The following is a 22,380-nucleotide window of genomic DNA, read 5'->3' as shown; positions in this document are numbered from 1 at the left end:
CAGGGGAACGGGCACAGCCTAGTCGCGCACAACCTTTCGAAAAATCGGAAAATATCGAAACAACTGTCCGGTAAATCAGGATCGACCGATGCGCCCCACCACCTTCGACCTCGACGCGCTGCGCAGCTTCGTCGCCGGCGTGGAGTTGGGCAGCTTCGCCAAGGCGGCCGAGCGCCGCGGGCGCTCCACCTCTGCGATCAGCGCACAGCTGAAGAAGCTGGAGGAGCAGGCCGGGCAGCCGGTGCTGCGCCGCCAGGGCCGCGGCCTGGCCCTGACCGAGGCCGGCGAAGCCTTGCTGGGCTACGCGCGGCGGCTGCTCGAGCTCAACGATGAGGCGGTCGTGGCCCTGCAGGACACGGCGCTGCAAGGCTGGGTGCGGCTGGGCCTGCAGGAGGACTTCGGCGAGCACATGCTGCCGGACGTGCTCGGGCGTTTCGCCCGCGCCCACCCGCAGGTGCGGATCGAAGCGCGCATCGCCCGCCACCAGGAACTGCTGGCGCGGGTGGAGGCCGGGCAACTGGATCTGGCCCTGGCCTGGGACTCCGGCGCAGCCTCGGCGCATCGGCAGGCACAAGCGGCGTGGCCGCTGCGCTGGATCGCCGCAGGCGACCGCAGCGCGCCGGACGTGGCCGACTGGAGCGGCGCGGCGCCATTGCCATTGGTGATGCTGGAAGCCCCCTGCCTGCTGCGCACGGCCGCGACCACCGCCCTGGACCGCGCCGGCATCCCATGGCGCATCGCCTTCACCAGCGCCAGCCTCGGCGGCGTATGGGCGGCGGTCCGCGCCGGATTGGGCATCACCCTGCGCACCCCGGCCGGGGTGCCGGCCGGACTGGCCTTGCTGGCGCCCGGCGCCGGCGGCCTGCCCGCGTTGCCGGCGCTAGGGCTGAGCCTGCATCGCGCGGTCGCCGTGCCGCCGCCGGCGGTGGCGCGGCTGGCGGAGATCCTGCAACAACGCCTGCAGGCGGCGCATGCAGCGCTGGTCGGGGATGGCTGAGACGTCCCGCGCGCTTACTTGCCGCCCTTGCAGGGCATCCTCCTGGCGATCAGGACGCCGACGAGCATGTGGCGCCGCCGCTGGCCATCGTCTTGAAGGATTGCCATCGCTCTTCACCAGGACGTGCCGCGCGGATCGGAACCGTGCGTTCAACCATGCGCGGCCGCGACAGCCGGAGCGCCGCGCCGCTCGCGCAGGCGCAGGAACGGCTGCTCCACCGCGTAGTGCAGGACAGCCGCGAACAGCAGCGCCATGCCGGCATAGCCGGCGAAGGCGAGCGGTCCACGCCCGTCCAGCAGCGCGCCGAACCACGCCTGGGTCAGATGGAACGCCGCCTTGTGGCTCAGGTACAGGCTGTAGGACACCGCGGCCAGCCAGGCCGCGCCCGGCACCCGGCAGCGCCCCAGCCATCCCTGGGTGGAGGCGCCGGCGCCGACCAGCAGCGCCAGCCCCAACGACAGCACCGGCCAGCCGATCGCATTGCCGAGCAGGCCGGTGCGGTCGCGGAACAGCCACATCGCCAGCGCACAGACCACGATGCCGGCAAGCGCCACGACGCTGGCGTGACGCTGCAACCGCTGCCAGTGCTGCGGCCGGAAGGTCTTCAGCACTGCCAACGCCACCCCCGCCAGCAGGCCGTCCAGGCGGTTCCAGGTCGGGTAGTAGAGATCCTCGATGAACCAGTTGCGCTGCAGCCCGGCACCGATGCGATCCAGCGCGCTGTCGTGCAGCCAGATCGCACTGCGCAGGGCGATGCCGGCCAGCACCACGGCCACGCACAGCGCCACGAAACGCGGCGCCGATGGCCGCCGCAGCAGCCACGCCGCCAGCAGCGGAAACACCAGGTAGAAGTGCTCTTCCACGCACAGCGACCACGCATGCGAGAACGCCTGCTGGTTGGCGTAGTCGATGCCCAGGTTGAGGGTGAAACTGGCGAACAGCCACCACGGCGCGATCCCGGGCGCTTCGCGGAAGCCGGGCCATGCCAGGTACAACGCCAGCACCACTGCGTACGCCGGCAGGATGCGGTAGGCGCGGCGCCGGTAGAACTGGCCGTAGCGCAGCCGCTCGCCGCGGGCCAGCGGCGCCAGCACCTGGCCCCCGATCAAAAAGCCGCTGAGCACGAAGAACAGATCCACGCCCATCCAGCCATAGCGCGACAGCCACTCCCAATCCGGGCCCAGCCCACCGACCACGAAGGAGTGGAACAACATCACCCAGACGATGGCGATAGCGCGCAGCAGGTCGAGGCCGGGATAGCGCATCGTGGGACGGTGGCGGTGGGGAGCGCGCAGCTTACTGGCTGCATCGCCGGTTGCGGCGGCGGGCGTCTATCGACGCCCAAGCGATCGCGCCTGGAAGATGCAAGCCGCGGCGCCAGGCGGCCAACCCCAAGATTGCGTGCACGGGCGTACCCTCACCCCAACCCCTCTCCCGGGGGGAGAGGGGCTTGCGTGGGTCGCCACTGTCAGCCCAGCGGTTCGTCGGACAGGTAGGTGTAGCCGGTCAGGCCGGCCTCGAGCGCGTCGGCCAGTTCCGTGGCCTGCGCGGCCGGCAACTGCGCGGCGGCGACGCGTTCGGCGTAGGCGGCGCGCAGGTCGTCCAGGCGGTAGCCGACGTAATCCAGCATCACTTCGGTGGTATCGCCGCGGCGCTGCTGGGCGATGCGGTAGCCGTCGCCGTCCACCGCCACTTCCACCGCGTCGGTGTCGCCGAACAGGTTGTGGATGTCGCCGAGGATCTCCTGATAGGCACCGACCAGGAAGAAGCCGATGCGGTAGCTTTCGCCCGGCCGCAGCGCGTGCAGCGGCAACGAGCTGTCCAGGCTCTCGTTCTCGACGTAGGTCTTGACCATGCCGTCGGAATCGCAGGTCATGTCGCAGACCACACCGCGCCGTGCCGGCGCCTCGTTCAGGCGCTCGATCGGCACGATCGGGAACACTTGGTCGATCGCCCACACGTCGGGAATCGACTCGAACACGCTGAAGTTGACGAAGTACTTGTCGACCAGGCGCTCGTTGAGCTCGTCCAGCACCGGGCGGTGGCTCTTTTCCTCATGGCTCAGCCGCGCGCGCACGCCGTGGGCGATGGCATAGAACAGGTCGTCGATGCGCGCGCGATGGGTCAGGTCGATCTGGCCAAGGGCGTAGCCGCTGAGGCCTTCGGCATGGAAATGCTGCGCCTCCTGGAACAGCTCCACCGCCGGGCGCTGGTCCAGTTCGGCATGGATCTCGCGCAGGTGGCGGATCGCCGCCGGTTCGTCATCGTGCGCGTCGGGCACGCGGCCTTCCGGCGCCTGCTCCACCTCGGACACGTTGGCGATCAGCACGGCGTGGTGCGCGGTCATCGCGCGCCCGCACTCGGTGACGATGCGCGGCGGCGCCAGGCCGTGCTCTTCGCAGGCGCTGGCCAGCGGCTGCACGATGTTGCTGGCGTAGGAGTGCAGGCCGTAGTTGATCGAGCAATAGCTGCGCGAGCGGGTGCCTTCGTAGTCGATGCCCAGGCCGCCGCCGACGTCGACGTGGCTGATCTTCGCGCCCAGCTTGGACAGCTCGACGAAATAGCGGGTGGCCTCGCGCATGCCGTTGGCGATGTCGCGCACGTTGGAGATCTGCGACCCCATGTGGAAGTGCAGCAGGTTCAGCGCGTCGGCGTATTCGGTGTCGCGCAGGGTCTTCCACAGGTCCAGCACCTGCCGCGGCGACAGCCCGAACTTGGCCTTGTCGCCACCGCTGTTCTGCCACTTGCCCGCGCCCAGCGAGGCCAGGCGCATGCGCACACCCAGGCCCGGCTTCACGTCCAGCGCGCGCGCCTCCTCCAGCACCAGCTTCAGCTCCGACGGCTTCTCGATGACGATGAAGGTCTGCAGCCCGAGCTTGCGCCCGATCAGCGCCAGACGGATGTACTCGCGGTCCTTGTAGCCGTTGCACACGATCAGCCCGCCCGGCCGCGACAGCGCCAGCACCGCCATCAGTTCCGGCTTGCTGCCCGCCTCCAGGCCGAAGCCCTCGCCCTGGTGGCTGGCCAGGGTGCCGGCCACGCCGCGGTGCTGGTTGACCTTGATCGGATACACGGCGGTGTAGCCGCCGCTGTAGTCCCAGTCGGCCTGGGCCTGGGCGAAGGCGGCCTGCAGCTTGCCCAGGCGCTCGCCGAGGATGTCGGGGAAGCGCACCAGCATCGGCAGCTTGGCCCCGGCCGCGCGCGCGGCGTCCACCACCTCCGGCAGCGCGATCGCCACGCCGTCGGCGCCCTGCGGCCGCACCACCACCCGGCCGGCCGCGTCCACGTCGAAGTACCCGTCCGCCCAGTGTGGGATCGAGTAGGTCTTGCGGGCTTGGTCGAGGGACCAATCGCTCATCGTGGCGGCTCGGCTGACGGAAAAAGGGCGTGGATTGTAACCCCTGCTACGCGTGGGGTCCGTTACAATCCGCGCCGTTCCGACGCCCTCGGCTCCTGGTGGAGCCGGGCCGGGTTCGCGGGCGCGTGGTGCGGGCTGGATGCGCGAGGCTGTGTCCGCCCCTCATCCGGAGAGGATGCGGTAACAGAGTCGTGTGGTTCGGCTGCGCGAGGCTGCGCCCGACCCTCATCCGGCGCTACGCGCCACCTTCTCCCGGGGGGGAGAAGGAATCGTCGCTTCTTTTCTTGCTTTCCTAGGACATCTGCATGAGCGCCAACGACAACTGGTACATCGAACACTTCCAGCCCACCGGCTCGGCCATCGGCTACCGCATCACCGGCAAGCTGGACGAGGTGCAGTCGCCGTTCCAGAAGATCGAGATCTACGACACCACCGACTGGGGCAAGCTGATGGTGATCGACGGCGCGGTGATGCTGACCACGCGCGACAACTTCTTCTACCACGAGATGATCAGCCATCCGGCGCTGTTCACCCACGCCGCGCCCAAGCGCGTGGTGATCATCGGCGGCGGCGACTGCGGCACCCTGCGCGAAGTGCTCAAGCACCCGGGCGTGGAAAGCGCCACCCAGTGCGACATCGACGAGCAGGTCACGCGCATGGCCGAGAAGTACTTCCCGGAACTGTGCGACTCCAACAACGACCCGCGCGCCGAGCTGCTGTTCGACGACGGCGTGGCCTACATGGCCAACTGCCCGGCCGGCAGTGTGGACATCGTCATCGTCGACTCCACCGACCCGGTCGGCCCGGCCGAAGGCCTGTTCAACAAGGCCTTCTACGAGAGCTGCTTCAAGGCGCTGAAGGACGACGGCATCCTGGTGCAGCAATCCGAATCGCCGCTGGCGCTGCTGGACCTGATCAAGGAAATGCGTGCGGAGATGGGCAAGGCCGGCTTCGCCAGCTTCCACACCGTGCCGTTCCCGCAGCCGTGCTACCCGACCGGCTGGTGGAGCGTGACCATGGCGCGCAAGCAGGGCGGCTTCGACTTCCGCCAGGACGACGCCGCGGCCAAGCCGTTCGCCACCCGCTACTACAGCGCGCACCTGCACACCGGCACCCAGGTGCTGCCGCCGTTCGTGGCCGAGGCGCTGGGCGGCTAAGCACCCGGTTCTCTTCGGCATCGGCGCGCGCCTGACGTGCGCCGATGCCGCGGAGCGCCGGCGCTGTCGGGGCCCTCGGCAAGGCCGGCCCCCAACGCGGGCGCATCCGAATCGACAGGCGCGCTGCATCGCGCATGGCATCGCCTCGCCGGTTGCCGCGATCGCGCGCTGTAGGCGCCAAACGATGCCGCACGCCATGACCGGCGCGTGCGACGATGCGCCGGCCTCCATCGCACACACCGCGAGCCTGCCATGCGCTCCCAGACGACGTCGCCGTGGACCCTGTGCGCGCTGGCCGCGATCGGCTTCGTCGTCGCCTGCGTCGCCCACGAAGCGGTGGGCCATGGCCTGGCCTGCCTGGGCAGCGGCGGCACCGTCCGCTGGCTCACGTCGGTGTACTTCCGTTGCCAGCCCGGCCAACCGATCGTCGATGCCGCCGGCCCGCTGGCGAATCTATGCGTGGCCGCAGCCTGCATCTGGCGGCACGCCGCCGTCGCGCGGACACGCCGCGCCTGGCGCTCGCGCTGATCGCCGCCTTCAACGGACTGTGGGGCGCCGGCTACCTGCTGTTCTCCGCGGTCACCGATGACGGCGACCTCGCCTTCGTCCTACGCGATCTCGGCCTGCAGCCGGCCTGGGCCTGGCGGCTGGGGATGGGACTGGCCGGTGCCTGGCTGTATCTGCAGGTGCTGCGCGCCATCGCCCCGTGGCTGCCGAAAGGCAGGCCAATGCTGGCGGCCTACGCCACTGCCGGCACGGTGGCCTGCGTGAGCGTGCTGTTCCATGCCGGGCCGGTGCTGCCGGCATTGCGCGAGGCGGCGCAGGAAGGCCTGTTGGCACCGATCGGCCTGGTGGTCATCGCGCTGTCGCGCCGGTCGCGCGCGCCGCTACCGCTACCGTCCAGCCGCGCCACGGTCGTCGTGGCGGTGCTGGTGGTGGCGACGTTCTGGCTCACCCTCGGCCGCGGCTACGGCGGCGTCTGAGTCGGCGCCTGGCGCAGCGTGGCGGGCCACCCGACTGACCCGCCACGCCTGCAGGAGCGGTTTCAGCCGCGACAGGTTCTATCGGGAACGCCCATCGCGGCTGAAACCGCTCCTACACGACACCATCCATGCCACGGCGATGCAGGCGCGGTGACTGCGTTACAGCGCGTCCGCGTCCAGTTCGCCGGTGCGGATCCGCACCACCGTGCCCAGGTCGTAGACGAACACCTTGCCGTCGCCGATCTTGCCGGTGGCGGCGGCCTTGACGATGGCCTCGACCACGCGCTCGACCTGGTCCTCGCTGACCGCCACTTCCAGCTTCACCTTGGGCAGGAAATCGACCACGTACTCGGCGCCGCGATACAGCTCGGTGTGGCCCTTCTGTCGGCCGAAGCCCTTGACCTCGGTGACGGTGATGCCGGCCACGCCCTGCGCGGCGAGCGCCTCGCGCACGTCGTCGAGCTTGAACGGCTTGATCACGGCCATGATCATCTTCATGCGGCGTTCTCCAATCACAATGGCCTCAGGATAGCGCGGTTGCGCGATCGACGGCCGTCGGGTTCAATGGCCGCGCGCCCCCAACGCCGGAATTTTCCGACAGCGCGCCGCGTCCGATCCCGATGGTCCCGACCTTTCCGGTGCCGCAATCTGACGCCACCTGCCGGAGCACAGCCATGATCGACCTCAACCATCTCGACGACCTCGCCCGCCGCCTCAGCGACCTGGTGCCGCCGGGCCTGCGCCAATCCCGCGACGAACTGCAGAGCACCTTCAAGAGCGCGCTGCAGGCCGGGCTGGGCAAGCTCGACCTGGTCACCCGCGAGGAATTCGAAGTGCAGCGCGCGGTGCTGCTGCGCACCCGCGAGAAGCTCGAAGCGCTGGAGCGCAGCGTCGCCGCGCTGGAAGCGGCACGCAGCGGACAGTCGCCCAGCCCCACCGCCTGATCCACCCGCCACCATGAGCCTGGCGCTGGTGCACAGCCGTGCCCGCGCGGGGGTGCTTGCGCCTCCGGTTCGGGTCGAAGTCCATCTGTCCGGCGGCCTGCCGACCACGCAGATCGTCGGCCTGCCCGAGGCGGCGGTACGCGAGTCGCGCGATCGCGTCCGCGCCGCCCTGCTCTGCGCGCAGTACGAATTTCCGGCACGGCGGATCACGGTCAACCTGGCGCCGGCCGACCTACCCAAGGAGGGCGGTCGCTTCGACCTGCCGATCGCGCTGGGCATCCTCGCCGCCGCCGGCCAGCTCGACCCGCAGGTGCTCGGCCAGTACGAATTCCTCGGCGAACTGGCCTTGACCGGCGAACTGCGCCCGGTCGACGGCGTCCTGCCGGCCGCACTGGCCGCCGCCCAGGCTGGGCGCACCCTGATCGTCCCGGCCGACAACGGCGCCGAGGCCGCACTGGCGCAACACGTGCAGGCCTACACCGCACGCACCCTGCTGGAAGTCTGTGGATTGCTCAACGGCAGCAAGACCCTGCCCGCGGCCACCGCGCCGCCCACGGTCGCCGCCCCCTTTCCCGACCTGAGCGACGTGCGCGGCCAGGCGCAGGCGCGGCGCGCCCTGGAGATCGCCGCGGCCGGGCATCACCACCTGTTGCTGATCGGCAGCCCCGGCTGCGGCAAGACCCTGCTGGCCTCGCGCCTGCCCGGGATCCTGCCCGCCGCCAGCGAAGCCGAGGCCCTGGAGAGCGCGGCCATCGCTTCGGTCAGCGGCCGCGGCGTGGATCCGGCACGCTGGCGGCAACGCCCCTACCGCGCACCGCACCACACCGCCAGCGCGGTGTCGCTGGTCGGCGGCGGCACTCATCCGCGCCCGGGCGAGATCTCGCTGGCGCACCACGGCGTGCTGTTCCTGGACGAACTGCCGGAGTGGAACCGGCATGCGCTGGAAGTGCTGCGCGAGCCGCTGGAATCGGGCCAGGTGACCGTGTCGCGCGCGGCGCGCAGCGCCGAGTTCCCTGCGCGCTTCCAACTGGTGGCGGCGATGAACCCCTGTCCGTGCGGCTGGGCCGGCGACCCCAGCGGCCGCTGTCGCTGCAGCGAGGACGCGGTGCGGCGCTACCGCGCTCGCATCTCCGGCCCGCTGCTGGACCGCATCGACCTGCACGTGGAAGTGCCGCGGCTGCCGCCACAGGCGCTGCGCGCCGATGCGCCGCCCGGCGAAGCCAGCGCCGTCGTGCGCGAGCGCGTGGAGCAGGCGCGGCAACGCCAGCAGGCCCGCGCCGGCCGGCCCAACGGCCAGCTCGGCCACAGCGAAACCCTGCGCGACTGCCGCTTGCAACCGCGCGACGAGGCGCTGCTGGAACAGGCCATCGAGCGCCTGCGGCTGTCGGCGCGCTCGCTGCATCGGATCCTGCGCGTGGCCCGCACCATCGCCGACCTGGACGCCAGCGAGCGCATCGCCACCGCGCACCTGACCGAGGCCATCGCGTACCGGCAACTGGATCGCGGGGAGGCGACGGCGAACGCCGTGGGTCCGACGCCACCCGGGGCACGCCGCCTGGCAGGATGACGCCGAGCCGCAGCCGGCGTGCGCCGCATCCAGTCTGCACCCAGTCGTGCCCGCTGAGCGCAGCACTCTGCCGTACGCGCTCAGCTCCTCGCCGCAGCGTCCACCCACTCGGCGATCAAGGCATTGCATCGCCTCGCATGGGTAAAGGTCATGCCGTGCGACGCCCCGGCCAGCACCTCGTGGCGCGCCTGCGGCAGCCAGGCCGCCAACGCGGCGGCGTTGTCGCGGTACTGGGCCGGGCTGCGTTCGCCGGCGACCAGCAACACCGGCATCGCCAGGGCAGCGGCCTGCTCGGGCCGGTACGCCGGCAGCACGTCGGCAATCTGCGGCACCAGGGTCTGCGCGTTGTCGCGCACCATCTGCCGGAAGCTCGCGCTGCTGCGCGCCCAGGCGCCGGGCTGGCTGACCGAATCGACGAAGCATTCCAGGCCGGCCTCGACCTGGCCACCTTGCAGCAACGCGATCGCTTGCGCGCGGACCGCCTGAACGTCGGCCGGCAGGCCCTGCGGCTGCGGGCCGCCCGGATCGAACAGGGTCAGGCTGGCGATGGCGTCCGGCCGCAACAGCGCCGCCTGCCAGGCCACGGCGGCGCCGCGGGAATGGCCGACCAGATGCACCGGCCGCGCTTCCTCGGCGATGAAGGCGGCGAGCTGCTGCGCATGCCAGCGCCAGCCGAACGCATGCCGCGACGCCGACGGCAGTCGCGGGTAGTACTGGCCCAGGCTCAGCGCGCTGAGCTGGAAGCGGTCGGCCAGGCCGCGCAGTTGCGGCGCCCAGTAGCGGTAGTCGCACAGGGCCCCGTGCACCAGCAGCACCGGCGCACCCTCGCCCACCCGCAGATAGGCCAGCGCGTCGTCCGCGCCGAGCCGGCGGACGGCCGGCTTGGGCAGGGGCGTGCGCGAACTGCTCGTCGCGATCATGCGTGCGACACCGCGACTACCGCCAGCGACGCCGACAGCCAGCGGCCAACAACGCCATCGCCGCGCAAGCAACACGCCGTTTGCGTCGAAAGGGAAGTGGGGAAGCGCTCGGCATCCCGATACGATAGCCGTATCGCCCCGGCGCGGCGACACTGCAGCGATGCGGTGGCGATCGGCGGCACAGCATCGCGCTGGCCGCGTGGCACACGCACCGGAACGGCGGCGGCAGCCTCCCACCTACAAGGCTGCCAGAGCACACTCCCGCATGAGGGCTTGTGCGACGCAGGGTCGCGCTGTGTCGCACCCTGCATGCATCAGGCAATCACACCTCCAGAATGTGGCGCGTCCGCGGCGCGACGATGGCGAGGCGATGACCTCGATCTCACCGCAAGGGTGCTCCGCGCTTGCCACCATCGCACCGCGGACGCCGCTGCCTCCGCCTCAGGCGCATCACCCGCGCCGAGACGGTCGAACCCGGCCTGGCCTTTCCCCCGATCAGCCAGGCCGCCGGGACGCAGAGGCGGCAGCCGCCCCTGCGTCCCTCGCCACTCCGTCAGTCGACGAAGCTCAGCACCAGCGCGCGCACCTGCTGCACCGACACGCCCGCCTGCTGTTTCAGCGCGCCGAGCGCGTAGGCGCTGAGCGTTTCGCGGTCCATGCGTGCGGCCGAACGCGGCGCCACCACGTGGAGCGTGCCGTCTTCCAGCAGGGACAGGCGCAGCGTAGCGTTCTCGTCCGCATCGACGGCCACACTGGTCTGGGCGCTGGCGCGAACGTTCTGCTGCAGGTTCGGCGCGGTCGGCGCGCTGCCGTCCAGCGGGTGCAGCGCCAGGCTGCTGCCCAGGTCTTCCACCCGTAGGCGGCCCAGCGCACGGCCTTCGCCGTCGAACACCGTCAGCACCGCCACTTCAGGCTGCGCCAGGGTCTCGCCACCGGTAGCGAGGCTCACGCCGGCACCGTTGCGCAGCACCTGCTCCATCGCCACATCGCCCGGGGCACCGCCGCGCTGGCCGGCACCCTGGCTTGCGGCGCCAGCACCGCCCTGGGCATCGGCGACGTTGCCTGCGCCGTTGCCACCGGCATTGGCGCCCGCCGAGCCGGTGGCACCGTCGGCCGCGGTGGTCCCGGTGCCCGTGCCGATCGCAGCGCCGGCAGTGCCGCCGGCACTGCCCGAACCACCGGCGCTACCGCCAAGGCCGCTGCCACCGGCGGCGCCGCCCGATGCCGTGCTGCCGGCGCCGGTCGGATCGAGCGAGGTTCCACCCAGCCGCGGTTGCGCCGATGCGCCCAGTTCCCCCATCGCGCCGGCCGCTGCCGAAATCGCGCCCGCCGCCGTCAACGAATTGCCGTCGGCGGTGCCGCCCGGCTGCGTGCCGTTGCCCCCCATGCTCGGCTGCGAAACCGCGTCCACCGCGTTGCGGCCCGGCAGGTCCTCGATGCCGGCGACGGTCTGCTGACGCGCGTCGGTGAGGCGGTAGTTGCCCGCGTCGGCACCGCTCAGAGCCAGTGCGATCTGCACCGTCTTGCCCGCCGCGGCCGAGGCATTGTCGTACTGACCCCGACCCTGCAGCGCGACCTCGTCGCCAGCGACCACGCCACGCAGCGGCGGCAGTACCAGCACCGCGTCGCTGCCGCCGTCGAAGCGCTTGTCCAGCACGGCCACATTGCCGACGGTCAGTTCCTTCGCCGCCACGTCGCCGCGCGACTGCAGGCTGGTGTTGACCAGGCGATAGTTGCCGGCATCGCCACCGCGCAGGCCCGCGGTCACGTCCACGCGCTTGCCGGTGCCGGCGTTCTTGGTGTCGTAAAGGCCCTGCAAGATCAACGCGACGTCATCCCCACCGACCGTGCCGACCATGCCGCTGCTGCCGACATTGGCGGTGCGGTTGCCGTCGTACACCTTGGCCGTCACGCTCAGCGTGCCGGCGTCGATCGTCTTGGGCGTGATGTCGCCGCTGGACTGCAGGCGCGTCGCGAGCAACTGGTAGTTGCCGGCGTCGCCACCGCGCAAGCCCGCCGTCACGTCCACCCGCTTGCCCGTGCCTGCGTTCCTGTCGTCGTACTGGCCTTGCAGGACCAGCGCCACGTCGTCCCCGCTCAGCGTGCCGACCGGGCCGTTGCTGCCGACGTTGGCGGTACGGTTGCCGTCGTACACCTTGGCGGTCACGCTCAGCGTGCCGGCGTCGATCGTCTTGGGCGTGATCGAGGCGGTACTGCCGCGCGGCGTCGAGGTGGCCACGTCCATGACGTAGTTGTCGGCATCGGTGCCGCCGAGTTGTGCGGCGACCACGACGCTCTTGTTGTCGCCGACGTTCTTGTCGACGAACGCGGCCTGGGTGGCGACGGACACATCGTCGCCGACGACGGCATTGCCGAGCGTGGCGTTGCGCACCTGCGCGCCGATCCCGCCGTCGTACACCTTGCCGGCGATGTCGACCGCCACCGTCAGCGTGCGCTTGGCGATGTCGGCATAGGCCGTGCTGTCGACCAGGTAGTTGCCGGCATCGCTGCCGCCGAGCGCGATGCCGGACACGGTGACCTGCTTGTTGACGCCGGCGCGCTTGTCGGCGAACACCGCGCCGGATGCTCCGGCGAAGCGCACGTCGTCGCCGCTCACCACGCCGCTCAGGGCCGCCGACCCCAGGCTGGCGGTGGTGGTGCCGTCGTAGACCTTGCCCTGGATCGAGCCGGCCCCCAGCTGCAGCGTCTTCTGGCTGATCGTACCGATGTTGGCACTGGCGCTGGTGCTGGCCAGACCGTAGCCGTACACGCGCACCGCGCCGTTGCCGGCGTGGTCCACGCTCAGACCGTCGACGGTGACCGCCTTGCCGTGGCCGACGTTCTTGCTGTCGTAGTGCGCAGCGGTGCCGGTGACGACGACCGTATCGCCGTCGATCGCACCGCTGCTGGCCGTGTAGCCGATCCCGCCCAGTGCGGCAGCGGCATTGCCGTCATAGGTCTTGCTGGCTGCGCCGGTCAGGGCGACGGCAACGGTCGGGGCGACGCGGTAAAGGAAACCGCTGCCCGCATCCAGCACGGTGCTGCCGGTGCCGGCGTTGTACTGCTTGAACTGCGGCGCCAGACCGCCGCGGGTGTCATTGAGCGGCGAGGTGGAATACACCAGCCAGCGGCCGTTGCCGGTGCTTACGGCACTGTTGCCTGCCTGATTGATGAAGTTGCGGCCGGCCGCCAGCAGCACGCCGGTCTGTCGCTGCGCGGCATTGCCCGCGCTCACCGCCTGTTGCAGCGTCAGGTCCGCGCTGGCGCCGGTCAGGCGCACGTCCACCGCGCCGGTGGAGGCGATGCCGGCGAGGCCATCGACACTGCCGACCAGCAGGTTGCCGTTGTTGCGGAAAGTCAGGTCGCCGCTCTGCGCCGCGATCGCGTTCACCAGGGTACTGGCGGAGGTCAGCGACACCGCGCCGCTGGAGCGCAGCGCCAGTGCCGCGGCGGTCAACGCGCCGCTGCCCTGGATGCCGGTACCGGCCACGTCGTTGAGCGACAGCGTCTGCGCGGCGCTGATGCCGTGGTTCAGGCTCAGGCCGCCCTGCGCGGCGCTGAGATAGAGGCTGCCGCCGCTCACGCCGACATCGCCGGTCTGCTGCAAACGACGCGCCTGTACCTGCATGCGGTTGCCAACGGCGACGTTGAACGCCCCCATCGTCACGTCATTGCCCGCCGCATCCACACGCAACGTGCTCACGCCGTTGAAGCGCGACAGCATGCTGCCGCTCAGGACCGTGCTGCTGCCGCCGAACGCGAACGGGTTGCCGCCGGACAGGGCGAAGGCCACGGTGGCTGCCGTCTGATTGCTCAGCGTGGTGCTGGCCGCATCGAAACCGGTGCCGGCAGTGGCGGCGAGGGTGGCGGCGCTGTTGTTGAAGTTGATCGCGCTGTTCAGGCCCAAGGTTCCTGTCGCGTTCAACCCCACCGTCCCGGTGGTGCCGGCGCGCACATTCAAGCCGGTCAGTGTGTCGGCGAGACCCAGGCCCCAAGTGGCGATGGAACTGGCGATCTGGGTGGCGCCGCCCACGTCCAGCGCCAGCGTGGTGAAGTTGAAGGTACTGTCGCTGAGGGTGGCGCCAGCGCCGGCGGTGACCGCCAGTTTGGCCGCAGATACGCCGCCGTTGACTCCCAAGACGCGTTGGCCGCTCTTCAGGCTCACGGTGCTGGCGCCAGTGACGATGTCGCTGTCGAACACCAGGTCGCCGCCGTCGCTGCGGCCCACTTCCAGCGTGGCCGCGTTGACCTGGCCGATCGTCGCGTTGCTGAGCCCGGTGCCCAGATGCAGGGCGTTGGCCGCGGTCATCTGCCGGATCGTGACCTTGCCGTTGCCGCCGTTGGCGGTGACATGCTGGCTGAGGTTGATGGTGTCGCCGGTCAGGATCACGTCGCCGGTGCTGTTGCTGAGGCTGCCGGCGGTGATGTCCAGGGTCTTGTCGAGCAACTCGAAGCTGCCGCTGGCGTTGAAGTTGTAGTTGCCGGAGACGCTGATGGTGCCCGTGCCATCGGCGCGGCCGATGGTCAGGTTGCGGATGCCCGGCAACTTGTTCAGCGTCGCCGCCGAGGCGAAGCCGTTGGCGTCGCCCAGCACCATGTTGACCGAAGGATCGTACGGCTCCAGGCGCATCGACGCCGTGCTGAGGTTGTTGAGGGTCGACGAGCCCCAGTCGATCTTGTTGGCGCGCAGCACCAGCACGCCGCTGCCGGTATCGAGATTGACCGGTACGTTGCCGAACACGATGTTGCCGCTGGTGTAGATGCTGGCGCCGCCCTTCATGGTGAAGGCGGTATCGATGTTGAAGTCGCCACTGGCGTCGATCAGGCCGTTGAGGATCTTCTCGCCGCTGGTGTAGCTGCCATCGGCCTTGAACAGCACGCGCCCGGCGCCGAGGGTCATGTTGGAGTTCAGCGTCACCGCGCCCTGCCCGGTGGACAGGTACACGTTGCCGCCATTGCTGAAGATCGGCGAGTTCAGGGTCAGGTCGCCGCCGCCCATGTTGTCCGAGTCGCCCCAGATGCGCACGTAGCCGCCATTGGTGGTCAGCGCGCCGCTGACCGAGATGCCGTCGGCGCCGTACAGGGTGATCGAGCCGGCGCCCGGGGTACCGTTGCCGTTCTGGGTGACGTCGTGGGTCGGCAGCGTGCCGGGATTGGTGCCGGGGCCATGTGCGATCAGGTTGCCGATGCTGCTCAGGAAGCCGGTGTTGGTGCGCCCGCTCTGCATGTAGATGCTGCCGGTCCCGAACACTTCCACCGTATTGGTCGGATTGGCGAAGCTGATGGTGCCGTTGGTGTTCTCCAGACGCAGGCTGACATTGTTGGCCATGCTCAGGCGGCCGTTGCCGCCGTTCAGCGACAGGTCGCCGAAGGTGATGCCATTGTCGGCCACCAGCATCACGTTGGCGTTCTGCGCCTGCAGGTCCCGCACGTATACCGTGCTTCCGCCCAGGGAACCGATGCCGGTGCCGCCACCTTGGATGCTGATGGTGTCCGGGTCCAGCAGCAGGTCGCCCATCGCGCCGTTGGCCGCGCTGGCATCGGTGCGGCCGCTGTAGGCGAGTTGCTGCTTGCCGGAGACTTCGGCGCGGCCGCCGTTGCCGCCTTGCGCGCCACCACGCACGGCGATGCTGCCGGCGAACCGGGTGTCGCCGTCGGACCAGACCACCGCTTCGCCGCCGTTGCCGCTGCTGCCGGCGCTGGCGTCGAGCGCGACGCTGGCATCGGCCTCCACGTGGGTGGCGTTACGCAACGCCGGATCGTGCCCCTGCCAACCGCCGCCGACGTGGATGGCGCCACCGCCGGTCGCGCCGCTGGCATCCAGGCGCGCGCCGCCGTCCAGGCGTAGCTGCTGGCCGAGCACGTCGATGCGGCCGCCCTGGCCGGTCGCCGAACTGGCGTCGAGGCGGCCGCTGACGTGGACCTGGCCGGCGTCGCCGCCGTCGAGCAGGATGCGACCGCCATGCGCGCCCAGCGAGGTCGCTTCGACCACGCCATCCATGTTGATGACGCTGGAGCGCAGCGCGCTGGCGCCGGCGGCGCTGAGCACCACGTTGTTGCCGCGGATGGTGCCGCTCTGCGCCAGTTCCGCCTTCAGCGCGTCCTGGGCGACCGCCAGCGACAGCAGGCCGTCGCTGCCGAAGTCCACCGCAACGCGATCGCCTGCGGCCAGGCCGACCTGGCCCGCCGCGATGCTGCCGGTGTTGCTCACCGCCGGCGCCAGCAATGCCACCACGCCGCCGTTGGCGCGGATCGCGCCCTCGTTGCGCACCGCGCCGGCCGTACCGCTGGCGACGAAGCGCGCGTGTCCGCCCAGGAAGTCGCTGTCGCTGATGCCAAGCGAGCTGACCAGCAGCCCACCCACGTCCACCTGCGCGCCCTTGCCGAAGTACACGCCGTTGGGATTGACCAGCCAGACCTGGCCGTTGCCGCTCAGTTCGCCCAGCACCTGGCTGGGCGTGCCACCGAGCACGCGGTTCAGCGCGATGGCGGTGCTGTCGGGCTGCTCGAAGCGCACGCTGGCCTGGTTGCCGATGTCGAAGCTGTTCCAGTTCAGGATCAGCCGCTGGCTGTCCTGATGCACGGTCAGGTTGGCGCCGTGCTGGTCCAGCTGCGCATTGCCGGCGGCGATCTGCGCGCCGTCGGGCAATGCGCCAGGATCCACGGCATAGGCCGACAACGGTACGCTGCCGATGGCGATCGCGGCGGCGGCAGCGCGCACCACGGTGCCGCTGCGCTTGCCGCGGCGGCGGGAAATTTCGGCGGCGACCACGTAGGCGCCACGCAGTTCGTCCCAGATCAAACGGTAGATGTGATTCATGCGAATCGTCCTCAGAAGGCGTGGAGTGGCGGCGTCAGAAGCGCAGGCTGGCCTGCAGCCACAGGTAGTGGTCGTCGCGCAGGCCGTCGGCGTTCAGGCCGGCGGCGCTGCGGCCGGGGTTGTCGCCCAGCCGGTGCGCCCAGGCACCGCGCAGCGACCAGCGCTCGCCTTGCAGGTTCAGGCCGATACCAGCGCTGGACAGGTCGTACGCATTGCCCGACCACGGCATCACCGATCCCGCCCACGGATCGATGTGCTGGCGCACGTGACCGTGATCGGCGAACAACAGCGCCTGCGCACGCACGTGCCTGGCGACGAGAAAATCGCGGCGCAGCTCGGCATTGACCAGCCAGCCGTTGTCGCCGCTGCCTTCGCCGACCGCATGCCCGCGCACCCCGGACGGGCCGCCGAGCAGGAACTTCTCCGATGAATCCAGGTTCTTGCTGGCGAACTGGCCATTGGCACCCACGTACAGGCCCCAGTTGCTCAAGCCGCCCAGGCTCTGATTGCGCTCCACGCGCCAGACCAGCTTGTTGTAGCTGCCGCGGGTGCGCGCGCTCAGCCCGTCGGCGATGCGGTCGGCCGCGTTGTCCAACTCCACACGGCCGGCGACCCAGCCCAGGCTGGCGCCGAAGTAACCGCCGCCCCACCAACCGTCCCAGGCGTTGCCGCTGAGCATGGTGGTGAGCCGGTCCAGATTGCGCTCGCGCAGGACCTGGCCCAGCGCCTTGTCGACCAGCTCGCGACGCTCGGCGTCCATGCTGATCCACAGGCTGCGCTTGCGCGTGCGCAACAGCGGATAGCTGAGGCCGGCGCTGACGGTACGCGCGCTGCCGCGCAGGTCCAGCGGCTTGAACTCGGCGCCAACCGCGTAGTGCATCGACGAGGCGGCGACGTTGGCGCGCAGACCCGACGAGGTCAGGCCGATGGCGTAGTTCAGACCCAGCAGATCACTGCCGCTGCTGTGGCTGAGGTTCACGCCGAACAGGTCCTCGTGCTCGAACGGCCGATTCACCGCGCCCCAGGCGCTGCTGCGCCACGCGCCGGTGTAGCGGTTGGCGAAGTTGTCCACGCTCGCGCCGCCGATCCACGCCGGCGCACTATCGGCACGGATCAGCAGGCGGCTGCTGCCGGGCTCGGCGCCCTTTTCCAGCGTCGCACGCGCGCTCACGCCTGGCACGTCGTTGATCAACAGCAGCGCGCGCTCCAACTGGTCGTTGCGCACCGGCCCTTCGGGCAAGGCCGCATCGGCGATGCCGGTCGCGCGGGCGCGCAGCGCGGCATCGTCGGACAGCACCTGCACGCGGCCGGGCGCGTTCTGCAGACGCCCGATCATGATCGCGATCTCCAACTCGCCGTTGCTCAGGTCCTGCCGCGGCAGATAGGCGCGCGCCAGCAGATAACCCTGCGCCTGCAGCGCGGCACTGACCCGCTGCGCCAGCGCCTGCAACTGCGCGTGGGTCAGCGACTTGCCCAGCGCATCGGCAACCACCGCCTGCAGCGCCTGCGTGTCGATCGCGCCCTCGGCTCCGCTGAAGCGGACGCGGTCGATGCGTGCGCTGAAGCCGCCATCCGGCGCATCGGGCAACGGCGCCTGCAGTAACGCGGCCGCATCGTCGGCCGGCGGCTGCAGCCGTTCCTGGCGCTGCTGCTGGTTGAGCAGCGAGCCCGCGTCCGGCGGCGCCGTCTGCGCAAGAGCCAAATTGACAGCGAGTGGCAACGAGCCGAGGCCAAGAAGCTTGGCCAGCCGCGTGGTATTCATGCAATGTCCCCGTGTGGTGCGCAGAACGCGCCCTTGTTGATCGGCGCCATTCTGGAGATCACGAGGGTGTGAAAACTTACGAGTTCTGACACGGCCGCGTAACGTCAAAGGACCGTAGGCGCGGGTCGTTCGCCGCATCGGAATGCAGGCATTTCGGCGAATTTCCGGCGCGCCCGTGGTTCCACGCAGTGCGCACGAGCGACAGCGACGACGGCATTTTGACGCAGCGACGATCCCATCACGCGACATCCGCGATGCATTGCGCCGAGTTCGCTGGCGCCTGGTCGCCAACCGTCGCGCGGCGCGCTTACTCCACGCGGATGGAATCGGTGGTCAGATAGCCGCGCGCGTGCTCAGTGCGGATTGGCAGTTCCTGCCCGCACGCCTCGCGGCAGCGCCGACGCAAACGGCTGATCATGGTATCCAGGCGACGCTGGTCGAAGGACATCCAGTCCCAGCCCAGCGCCTCGGCCACCTCGCGGCGGCCGGCCATCTCGCCGGCGCGCACGGCCAGCACCCGCAACAGCGCGAACTCGCGCGCGCTCAGTTCCAGACGCGCATCCTCCGGCGTGTACAGGCAGCATTCGCTGGCGACCAGACGCCAGCCGCGCGGCAGCCGTCGCAACAGTGCACGCACGTGCGCCGCCAGTTCCGCCAGGCGCACCGGCTTGACCAGGTAGTGGTCGGCCCCGTTCTCCAGGCCGTGGATGCGGTCCTCGCTGGCACCGCGCGCGGTCAACATGATGATGCCGATGCCCGGGGAGGCGCTGCGCAGGCGCTCCACGATCTCCAGGCCATCGGCATCGGGGAGCCCGCGATCGAGGATCACCACGTCGAAGCGCAGCCCGGCACTTGCGGCGAAGAAGGCCGCAGCCGAGCCAGCGGATACCACGCGGTGTCCGGCGCCGACCAGATAACTCTGCAGTTCCTCGCACAGATCCACTTCGTCTTCGAGCAGACCGATCAATGCCATGTCAGCGTACCTCCCCGGCGCGGCGGCAGCGCGCGACGCCATGTCGTGCGCCGCATGTGCGGTGCGTGCGCATGCTCACCGCCCCTCCGTGGCGACGGCCTGGGGCAGGCGCAGGCTGAAGGTCGCGCCGCGGCCGTCGCTGTCCAGGGTCAACTCGCCGCCCAATCGCAGGGCGATGCGCTTGACCAGGTACAGCCCCAGCCCCGCGCCGGCAGTGCCGCCGCTGCCGCTGCCGCGCGCGAACTTGCGGAAGATCCCGGTGTGCTCGTGCTGCGGAATGCCGGGCCCCTGATCGGCGACGCCGAGGATCAGGGTCTGCGCCTGCGCCGTGGCCGTCAGCCGTACCGGTTGTCCCGGCCCGGAGTACTTCAGGGCGTTGCCCAACAGATTGTCCAGGGCGATCCGCAGCAGGCCGCGGTCGCAATCCACCCGCAGCGGCGCCTGCGCCAGTTCGGCCCGCACGCGCTCGCGTGACGGATCGAGCGCGTCCAGCACCTCGTCGATGAGCGCGGGCAACGCAAACACCTCGCGCTTGAGCGCGCCTTCGTCCGAGAGCACCTGTTCATCGTCGAGGAAACGTTCGATCAACTCGGACATGCGCTCCACCGATCGCTGGATCTTCTCGATGCGGCGGCGTCCTGTCGGCTGCAGCGCGGTCTCCGTGTCCTGCAGCATCTGGCTACTGGCATGGATGATCGACAAGGGCGTGCGGAACTCGTGCGACAGCAACGTCACGAATTCGCGCTGCTCCTCGCGCAGCCGCTGCTCGGCGACCAGTGCCTGCCGCAGTTGCGTCTTGCTCTCGCGCAGGCGCTGCTCGGTGGCCTGGCGCTGCACGATTTCCTCGGCCAGTTCGCGGGTGCGTTCGCGCACCTTTTGCTCCAGCGATGCCTCGGACTGCTGCGAGAGTTCCAGCGCCAGGGCCAATGCGTCTTGGCGCTGCTTCTCCAGCGCGTAGAAGCGTTGCGCGAAACTGAAGGTCAGCAACAGCAGGTGCAGGGTCAGACCCACCGCCAGCGGCGCGCCATTGCGCAGCCACGGCGTGTTCGGCAGCAGGCCAAGGTTGATCAGGAAGCCGCGGAAGAATGCGATGTACAGCACCAGGAACGCCACTAGGTACAGCTTGGCCATGGCCTGGCCGCGCCAGCTCAGGTAAGCCGCCACCAGCAGCAGCAACGGTACGCTGACCAGGCTCAGCCCCTGCACGAACGGCATCACCGTGCCGAACCTGCCAAGCAGGAATCCGCTGCAGGCGACGCCGATCGCCAGCCACACGAAGGTTTCGTAGGCGCGCGACAGCCGCGGGAAATGCGTGTGCAAAGCCATCAACCGCACGCTGAAGGACACGGCGATGGCCACGCTGAGCGCCAGCACCACGCCGAGTACGGTGTCGCCGCCATCGTGCGTGTCCAGACGAAAGAACGGGCCGACCAGGCCCCGGGTCTTGTACACGCTGTAGCCGCTGGTGGCGATGTAGGCGACATACCAGCGCACCGGCCCCACGCCGCTGCGTCGCCAGATGAAGGTGCCGGCCATGCACAGCGCGAGGATGAAGCCCAGGAAGATGCTGTCCTGGCTGGCGGACAAGGCCTCGTGGGCGAGCAGCGCCTGCGGCTCCCACAGCTTCAGCGCCACCGTCATCGCGTTGCGCTCGGTCAGGCGCAGGTAGACCTCCGGATAGCGTCCATCGGGCGCTTCCAACTGGAACACTGGCGTCCGCAGCAGGTAGGGGTACTCGCGCCGCGACACGTCCTCGCCGCGGCGCAGTTCGCGGAAGCCACCGCCCGGCTGCGGCACGTATAGGCGCACGGTATCGGCCAGCGGCGCGTCCACCTGCAACATCAGCACCCGAGGCAGGCGGGTCATGCGATCCAGGCGCAGCCGCAACCAGACCGCATCAGGGATGTAGCCGAGACTGAACTCCGGCGACGTCGGCTGCAGGTCGCCGCGCGCCGCCACCGCGTGCACGTCGAGCGTGCCGGCACGATCGCGCAGCATCTGTACGTGCCCGTCCAGGGCAATGGAGCGGCGGCCCTGCTCGGAGACCGACTGGATCCCGCCGCACCCGCCAAGCAACAGGACGATCAGGAGCAACAGGGGCGTGAGCGTCGAGCGGCGGCGCATGAAGAACCCGGCGTTGTATCCGAACGTGTGCGTATGCAGGTGGCGGGCGTCACTGAAAGCACTGCGAGCGGCATCCCCATGCCGGCCCTGTGGCGGACACTACCCTGGCCGCTTCGAAATTCTACACAGGGAGACATGTAATGTGAAATTCATCAACCTATGACGTTGCGCAGCACCTCGTTCCGTGCGTTCCGGCGCACGTCCCGTCTCCGAACACGCACGCACCCATGCCACGTACTGCAGCCAGTACCACGCCTGGCGCCCTGCTCGGACACCGCGCAGGCGGCTCCAGCAGAGCACGCCGCGCACCATGCTTCTGGGAGCGGATGGGACGCTGGCCAAGCGCTGGGACAAGGTCGGGATCGCGCGGGCATGACGCATCGGCGCCACAGCGCCCGGCAGCGAGCAACGCATGCGTTCGCACGGTCGCAGGACGGCGGAAGCGAAAGAGGAGAGAGGAGCCTGCGCAGATGGCGGACAGGACGCGGGCGATGCCAGACAGGATCGGCATGCACGGCGTGGGATGGCGCGCCCGGAGGGATTCGAACCCCCGACCAATGGCTTCGGAAGCCACTACTCTATCCGGCTGAGCTACGGGCGCAACGGACGCGCATTCTAACGGCATTCGTGGTCCGCGTCTCCCCCATTCGCACGGCCCGGCGACGGCGCGCGCGTCATGGGCATGCGGCCGCCGCCGTCCGCTCACCGGCACCTTGCGTCGACATGCGGCACGGCGCGGCCGGCACGGCGGCCACCTCGCCGTGGACGCCTGGCG

Annotated in this window: 14 protein-coding genes and 1 tRNA gene; 6 read left to right on the top strand and 9 right to left on the bottom strand. The window is 70.1% G+C overall.

Translation table 11 applies throughout. From position 1 onward, the window contains the following. The first annotated feature begins 88 nt into the window (after positions 1-88). Positions 89-997 (top strand): LysR substrate-binding domain-containing protein, encoded by a 909-nt coding sequence (locus tag RAB70_RS05515; RefSeq protein ID WP_148827428.1) that lies wholly within the window; start codon positions 89-91, stop codon positions 995-997. A 149-nt stretch (positions 998-1,146) separates the two neighbouring features. On the opposite strand, the gene RAB70_RS05510 is transcribed toward RAB70_RS05515, so the two are convergent. Then, a complete protein-coding gene (locus RAB70_RS05510; RefSeq protein WP_148827430.1) occupies positions 1,147-2,262 on the bottom strand; it encodes an acyltransferase in 1,116 nt (371 codons plus the stop codon). A 203-nt stretch (positions 2,263-2,465) separates the two neighbouring features. Next, complete coding sequence (gene speA, locus RAB70_RS05505) at positions 2,466-4,355, bottom strand: arginine decarboxylase (protein ID WP_148827432.1); 1,890 nt, start codon at positions 4,353-4,355, stop codon at positions 2,466-2,468. Positions 4,356-4,660: 305 nt separating this feature from the next. Between speA and speE the strand changes: the two genes are divergently transcribed. From speE to RAB70_RS05490, 3 genes are all read left to right on the top strand, one after another. Continuing rightward, positions 4,661-5,512 carry a polyamine aminopropyltransferase gene (gene speE / locus RAB70_RS05500; RefSeq protein WP_017916998.1) on the top strand — a complete coding sequence of 284 codons (852 nt, stop codon included), beginning with the start codon at positions 4,661-4,663 and terminating at the stop codon, positions 5,510-5,512. A 252-nt stretch (positions 5,513-5,764) separates the two neighbouring features. After that, entirely contained in the window at positions 5,765-6,040 is a 276-nt protein-coding gene (locus tag RAB70_RS05495) for a hypothetical protein (protein ID WP_225851492.1), read from the top strand. After that, positions 5,968-6,495, top strand: a complete 528-nt coding sequence (locus RAB70_RS05490; protein WP_225851493.1) for a hypothetical protein — start codon at positions 5,968-5,970, stop codon at positions 6,493-6,495. The genes RAB70_RS05495 and RAB70_RS05490 overlap by 73 nt, the downstream gene beginning before the upstream one ends. A 159-nt stretch (positions 6,496-6,654) precedes the next feature. On the opposite strand, the gene RAB70_RS05485 is transcribed toward RAB70_RS05490, so the two are convergent. Continuing rightward, complete coding sequence (locus tag RAB70_RS05485; RefSeq protein ID WP_010341856.1) at positions 6,655-6,993, bottom strand: P-II family nitrogen regulator; 339 nt, start codon at positions 6,991-6,993, stop codon at positions 6,655-6,657. A gap of 176 nt (positions 6,994-7,169) precedes the next feature. Between RAB70_RS05485 and ubiK the strand changes: the two genes are divergently transcribed. Next, the gene (gene ubiK / locus RAB70_RS05480) at positions 7,170-7,439 is read left to right on the top strand and encodes a ubiquinone biosynthesis accessory factor UbiK (RefSeq protein WP_017908021.1); all 270 of its coding nucleotides are present in this window, start codon (positions 7,170-7,172) and stop codon (positions 7,437-7,439) included. 13 nt (positions 7,440-7,452) lie between these two features. Then, complete coding sequence (locus RAB70_RS05475) at positions 7,453-9,006, top strand: YifB family Mg chelatase-like AAA ATPase (protein WP_148827434.1); 1,554 nt, start codon at positions 7,453-7,455, stop codon at positions 9,004-9,006. 80 nt (positions 9,007-9,086) lie between these two features. On the opposite strand, the gene RAB70_RS05470 is transcribed toward RAB70_RS05475, so the two are convergent. From RAB70_RS05470 to RAB70_RS05445, 6 genes are all read right to left on the bottom strand, one after another. Continuing rightward, a complete protein-coding gene (locus RAB70_RS05470; RefSeq protein ID WP_148827436.1) occupies positions 9,087-9,926 on the bottom strand; it encodes an alpha/beta fold hydrolase in 840 nt (279 codons plus the stop codon). A 553-nt stretch (positions 9,927-10,479) separates the two neighbouring features. After that, positions 10,480-16,746 carry a YDG domain-containing protein gene (locus RAB70_RS05465; RefSeq protein ID WP_148827438.1) on the bottom strand — a complete coding sequence of 2,089 codons (6,267 nt, stop codon included), beginning with the start codon at positions 16,744-16,746 and terminating at the stop codon, positions 10,480-10,482. A 34-nt stretch (positions 16,747-16,780) separates the two neighbouring features. Beyond that, complete coding sequence (locus RAB70_RS05460) at positions 16,781-18,508, bottom strand: ShlB/FhaC/HecB family hemolysin secretion/activation protein (RefSeq protein ID WP_225851494.1); 1,728 nt, start codon at positions 18,506-18,508, stop codon at positions 16,781-16,783. Between the two features lie 307 nt (positions 18,509-18,815). Continuing rightward, positions 18,816-19,481, bottom strand: coding sequence for a response regulator transcription factor (locus RAB70_RS05455; RefSeq protein WP_026143865.1), 666 nt, complete (start codon positions 19,479-19,481; stop codon positions 18,816-18,818). 75 nt (positions 19,482-19,556) lie between these two features. Further along, positions 19,557-21,575 (bottom strand): sensor histidine kinase, encoded by a 2,019-nt coding sequence (locus RAB70_RS05450; RefSeq protein ID WP_225851495.1) that lies wholly within the window; start codon positions 21,573-21,575, stop codon positions 19,557-19,559. 554 nt (positions 21,576-22,129) lie between these two features. Beyond that, positions 22,130-22,206: transfer RNA gene (locus tag RAB70_RS05445), tRNA-Arg, on the bottom strand. Positions 22,207-22,380: the final 174 nt, after the last annotated feature.

It is taken from the genome of Xanthomonas sontii (assembly GCF_040529055.1).
Classification (GTDB): domain Bacteria; phylum Pseudomonadota; class Gammaproteobacteria; order Xanthomonadales; family Xanthomonadaceae; genus Xanthomonas_A; species Xanthomonas_A sontii.
This window is presented reverse-complemented; position numbering and strand designations above follow the sequence as displayed.